Raw genomic sequence first — 4187 nt, 5'->3', positions numbered from 1 at the left:
TACAGCGGTTCGTCGATGCGCAGGCACCTGTCTACGAGCAGGTCAGCACTGAGCTGCGCTCGGGCCGCAAACGCACGCACTGGATGTGGTTCGTGTTTCCGCAGATCGCCGGACTGGGTAAGAGCGCCATGGCGCAGCGCTTCGCGATTGCGTCGCTCGATGAAGCTCGCGCATATGTGAACCATCCCGTGCTCGGCCCTCGGCTCAAAGAATGCACGCGATGGGTCAACGAAACAGAGGGCCGCTCGATCGACCAGATCTTCGGCGACCCCGACGATGTCAAATTCCGATCGTCGATGACACTTTTCGCACACGCCACGCCAGACAACGCCGAATTCCTGCAAGCGTTGTCGAAGTATTTCGGCGGCGAATTCGACCCGCTCACGCTCGAACGCCTGGGCCTTGCCCGGCAAGCATGACCCGCGTCGCGATGCAGATCCAGTAGCGGCCGCCTTTTATTTTTCCTACAGTGTAGTTCTCAACTAGATTCAAACCCGATGCGGCCTCGCCGAGCGAATCGCGGCGCACGCCCGGCTGGGCAAAACGTTTTGTCAGGAGCGATTTTCGATGAGACTCACGATTCTGATCAACGGTCCCGACCCCACCGTCAATCACGACTATGCGGTGCTGTGGCTCGACACCAAGGAGCACGTCTGGTCGAGAGAGTCGCATGACGGGATCGACTTGCCCGCCTGGGGGGATATGCGTGACGAGGACGGCGTCACCAAACTCTGTGCGCCTCAGACCTCGACGCCTGTTTGCACGCTGAGCGGACTCCATGTGGACCGCGACGAGCGCGTAGCGGCAGCGCAAGGCGCTGCACAATGGCTGTGCGCAACAAAACCCGCGTCCACGGGGGGCTTATGGCGGCTACAGGCCGTCGAAAAGCGGTCCGTGCTTCCCGAGAACAGCGTCTTCCCGAATTGACGCGACGCAACATCGGCTGAAAAAACTCGCCGCACGGCGAGTTTTTTTCGCTTCCTTACGAGCGGCTCGCCGATCCGCCTTTGCGATCGCGGTGTGCCGCGACGTTATGCGCATAAACTTTTTAAATTTCTATTAAAAGTTCGCGCTATTGCGACGACACCCAGCGAAACGTCAGATTGATGCGCTCGCCCTGCACGGCTGGCGCCTTGGGAACGCGATGCCGCCACTGAGCCTGCGTGCTGCCGCGCATCACGAGAAGGCTGCCGCTCGTCAATTCGAAGGCTCGGACGACGCCCGTCTGGTTGTGCCGCAAATCGAAGCGGCGAGTCGCCCCCAAGCTCACCGATGCGATCACCGGCGTGGCGCCTAGTTCGGGTTCCCGATCGGCATGCCATCCCATACTGTCATTGCCGCTGCGGTAACGATTCAACAGTACACTGTTGAATCGCGCGCCTGTTGTCTCCTCCGCCAGGTCCTTGAGCATCCGTACGGTCGAGGACCAGGGCAGCGGGTCGTTCCGGATCCCGGAATAGACATAGACAGCACCCGGCTCCCCCTGCCACGCGGTCAGCCGGGGCAATAGCTTTACGCCTCCAGGTGTGCCGATCGAGTCCTGTTTCCAGACGACCTCTTCCCTCAAGCGTTCGAGCATGTCCACTGCCGTGGCCGCAGAAAGCCAATCCGGATACCAGTCGACTTCCGGCTCGGGCAACTCGGCCACCCCGGGAAGCATTGGCTGATGCAGACGATTCAAAAGGTCCTCGCTTCAAACGATTTCCGGGCGCGGCGCCGACCGGTCTGGCTTGTCGTTTTCCCACGCTAAGGGCGGACAGAGGCTTCGTCAATATCGGTTCATTCGCGTATGCAACGGCGAGGCGGGGCGCCGTCAAAGCGCCGCGCTCACGCGGTCCGCCGACCGCGGTTATGATTGCTCGCTACACCCCTACCCAACCGTTCCGACTTTTCTTTCGATCATGACAGTGTCCAACGAAGCCCTCGACCAGATGTTCCGTACCGCCCGCACCCATAGCGCCTGGCTGCCGAAGCCGGTGGACGACGCGCTCCTGAAACAGATCGTCGAGTTGACGGTTCTGGGCCCAACGTCCTTCAATTCGAGCCCCGCCCGCTTCGTATTCGTCAAGAGTCCCGAAGCGAAGGAAAAGCTTCGGCCCGCGCTGTCCGAGGCGAACATCGAAAAAACGATGGCGGCTCCGGTGACGGTCATCGCAGCAATGGATATGGCATTTTACGAACACCTGCCGAAGCTTCATCCACATTCCGACGTGCGCGGCTGGTTCGACGGTAACGACGGCATGATCCACTCGACGGCATTTCGCAACGCATCTCTCCAGGGCGCCTACTTGATTATTGCAGCGCGAGCGCTCGGTCTCGATGCCGGGCCGATGTCCGGCTTCCAGCCAGCCAAGGTCGATGAAGCGTTCTTTGCCGGCACGACGATCAAATCGAATTTCCTGATCAATCTGGGCTATGGCGACCACAGCAAGCTGCGCGCGCGCCTTCCGCGCCTCGCCTTCGACGAAATAGCGCGAATCGCCTGAGGCGGCCTGAATACCCGGCGCCGGGTGCGCCGGGGACAGCTTTCACCAACCGGCTCATGCCACAGCGGTGTATCACGGCGCAATCAGCACCGCGAGATAGAAGACGATCGCGCCGATCAACGCTCCGACGAAGCAAAAGCGCTCGCTTTCGGCATCCGTTCCGGAGCGCAGCCAAGCCCCGACGACTCCGAAAAGCCCCGCAATCCCCAGGGCCACGAATACCATCGCCACATCGAACAGGGTCGTGCGCGCGATTTCGAGCAAATCGATGCGGCGCACAAGGTAATACACGCCTAACGCCATCAGGGAGAGCACCACGAGCGGCAGCATGACATGGCTGCCTTCGTACCCGATATGATGCCGCTGGCTCGAGTGTAGATGAAGCCATTTCATCGTCTTCATCATTCTCCTCCCCTGTCGGTAGCGCCCGATGGCGCAGGGCTCGAATCATGAAGTCATTGCATTAGATCGATTAGGAGAACAAACGATCCCGCCAAGTGCGCGATGTGCAACGCACAGCGTCGAAACCGGCTGAAGACGTTCGATCGGCGCCGAGCAGATAATCCGGCAGGTCGGTAGAATGCGCAGCATTCCTGCGGAGGTTGCCCTTTCCATGCGCCGTTCCAGTTTTCTGATTCGAGTAATCGGTATCGGCATCCTGCTGCATATCTACGTTGGTTCCAGACTCATTCCCGAGTGGCCGTTCGGCGCGCCTGTAAAGGCTGCTGCGGTGGTCTGGCTCGTCTTGTCCTGCCTTCTGATACCTCTGGGCGTACTGGCGCGATATTTCGTGCAGCGCCAGCCGCTCGCCGATCGCCTGGCCTGGATCGGACTGCTCGTAATGGGATTTTTTTCCTCGCTGCTTGTCATCACGTTTGCGCGCGATTTGTCGATTGCATCTCTGCTGACGATCGATTCGCTGCTGCCGCGCACCGTCTCGCTCGATCGATGGCGCGTCGATTCGGCAGTGGGCGTGCCTCTGCTGGCAATGATCTCGACGGCGATCGGGTTCATCAATGCACGACGCCGGGCAAAGGTAGCGAACGTCGATATACCGATCGCCGACTTGCCGCCCGAGTTGGATGGGTTAACCATCGTTCAGATCAGCGATATACATGTCGGCCCGACGATCAAACAATCGTACGTCGACGCTATCGTCACCGAAGTGAACCGGCTGCAAGCCGATGTCATCGCTGTAACGGGAGATGTTGTCGACGGCAGCGTGGTGCAGCTCGGCGAGCATACGCGGCCACTCAGCCGTTTAAAGGCCCGCCATGGCGCTTTTCTGGTAACTGGCAACCACGAATATTATTCGGGTGCCGACGAGTGGATCGCCGAGTTCCGACGGCTAGGTCTACGCGTACTGATGAACGAGCATGTTGTGGTCGAGCACAACGGTGCGTCGTTTGTCATGGCAGGCGTCACTGACTACTCGGCCGGCAATTTCGACGACTCGCATCGCAGCGATCCTGCCGGGGCAGTCAGGCACGCGCCCGACGAAGCACGTGTCCGCATACTGCTCGCACACCAGCCGCGGACTGCACTCGCAGCTGTCGAGGCGGGCTATACGTTGCAGCTTTCCGGCCATACCCATGGAGGACAGTTTTTCCCGTGGAACTTCTTCGTCCGATTCCAGCAGCCTTTTACGGCCGGTTTGGCACGAATCGACGATTTATGGATTTACACGAGCCGGGGCACGGG

General features: G+C 60.0%; 6 protein-coding genes. 4 read left to right on the top strand and 2 right to left on the bottom strand.

Annotation, left to right across the window (positions count from 1 at the left end; all coding sequences use genetic code 11):
• On the top strand, positions 1 to 419 hold a 419-nt coding region (locus tag VGL01_RS22440), incomplete at its 5' end, for a DUF1810 domain-containing protein (protein ID WP_331573285.1).
• A gap of 148 nt (positions 420 to 567) precedes the next feature.
• The gene (locus VGL01_RS22435; protein WP_331573284.1) at positions 568 to 927 is read left to right on the top strand and encodes a DUF3564 family protein; all 360 of its coding nucleotides are present in this window, start codon (positions 568 to 570) and stop codon (positions 925 to 927) included.
• A gap of 145 nt (positions 928 to 1072) precedes the next feature.
• Here the strand turns inward: VGL01_RS22435 and VGL01_RS22430 are convergent, their stop codons facing one another.
• Entirely contained in the window at positions 1073 to 1660 is a 588-nt protein-coding gene (locus VGL01_RS22430; protein WP_331573288.1) for an alpha-ketoglutarate-dependent dioxygenase AlkB, read from the bottom strand.
• Between the two features lie 241 nt (positions 1661 to 1901).
• On the opposite strand from VGL01_RS22430, the gene VGL01_RS22425 reads away from it, so the two are divergent.
• Entirely contained in the window at positions 1902 to 2486 is a 585-nt protein-coding gene (locus VGL01_RS22425; protein WP_331573282.1) for a malonic semialdehyde reductase, read from the top strand.
• A gap of 72 nt (positions 2487 to 2558) precedes the next feature.
• Here VGL01_RS22425 and VGL01_RS22420 read toward each other — a convergent pair whose 3' ends face one another.
• Positions 2559 to 2888 (bottom strand): hypothetical protein, encoded by a 330-nt coding sequence (locus VGL01_RS22420; RefSeq protein WP_331573287.1) that lies wholly within the window; start codon positions 2886 to 2888, stop codon positions 2559 to 2561.
• 211 nt (positions 2889 to 3099) lie between these two features.
• Here VGL01_RS22420 and VGL01_RS22415 point away from each other — a divergent pair.
• The coding region (locus tag VGL01_RS22415; protein WP_331573286.1) for a metallophosphoesterase at positions 3100 to 4187 on the top strand (1088 nt) is incomplete at its 3' end.

The organism is Trinickia sp., assembly GCF_036503415.1.
In the GTDB taxonomy this organism is placed as follows: Bacteria; Pseudomonadota; Gammaproteobacteria; order Burkholderiales; family Burkholderiaceae; genus Trinickia.
This window is presented reverse-complemented; position numbering and strand designations above follow the sequence as displayed.

What these genes read in the sequence shown, in the direction of transcription:
- VGL01_RS22435 (WP_331573284.1), top strand. Translation starts at nt 568, where the DNA reads ATGAGACTCACGATTCTGATCAACGGTCCCGACCCCACCGTCAATCAC.
- VGL01_RS22430 (WP_331573288.1), bottom strand. Translation starts at nt 1,660, where the DNA reads ATGCTTCCCGGGGTGGCCGAGTTGCCCGAGCCGGAAGTCGACTGGTAT.
- VGL01_RS22425 (WP_331573282.1), top strand. Translation starts at nt 1,902, where the DNA reads ATGACAGTGTCCAACGAAGCCCTCGACCAGATGTTCCGTACCGCCCGC.
- VGL01_RS22420 (WP_331573287.1), bottom strand. Translation starts at nt 2,888, where the DNA reads ATGAAGACGATGAAATGGCTTCATCTACACTCGAGCCAGCGGCATCAT.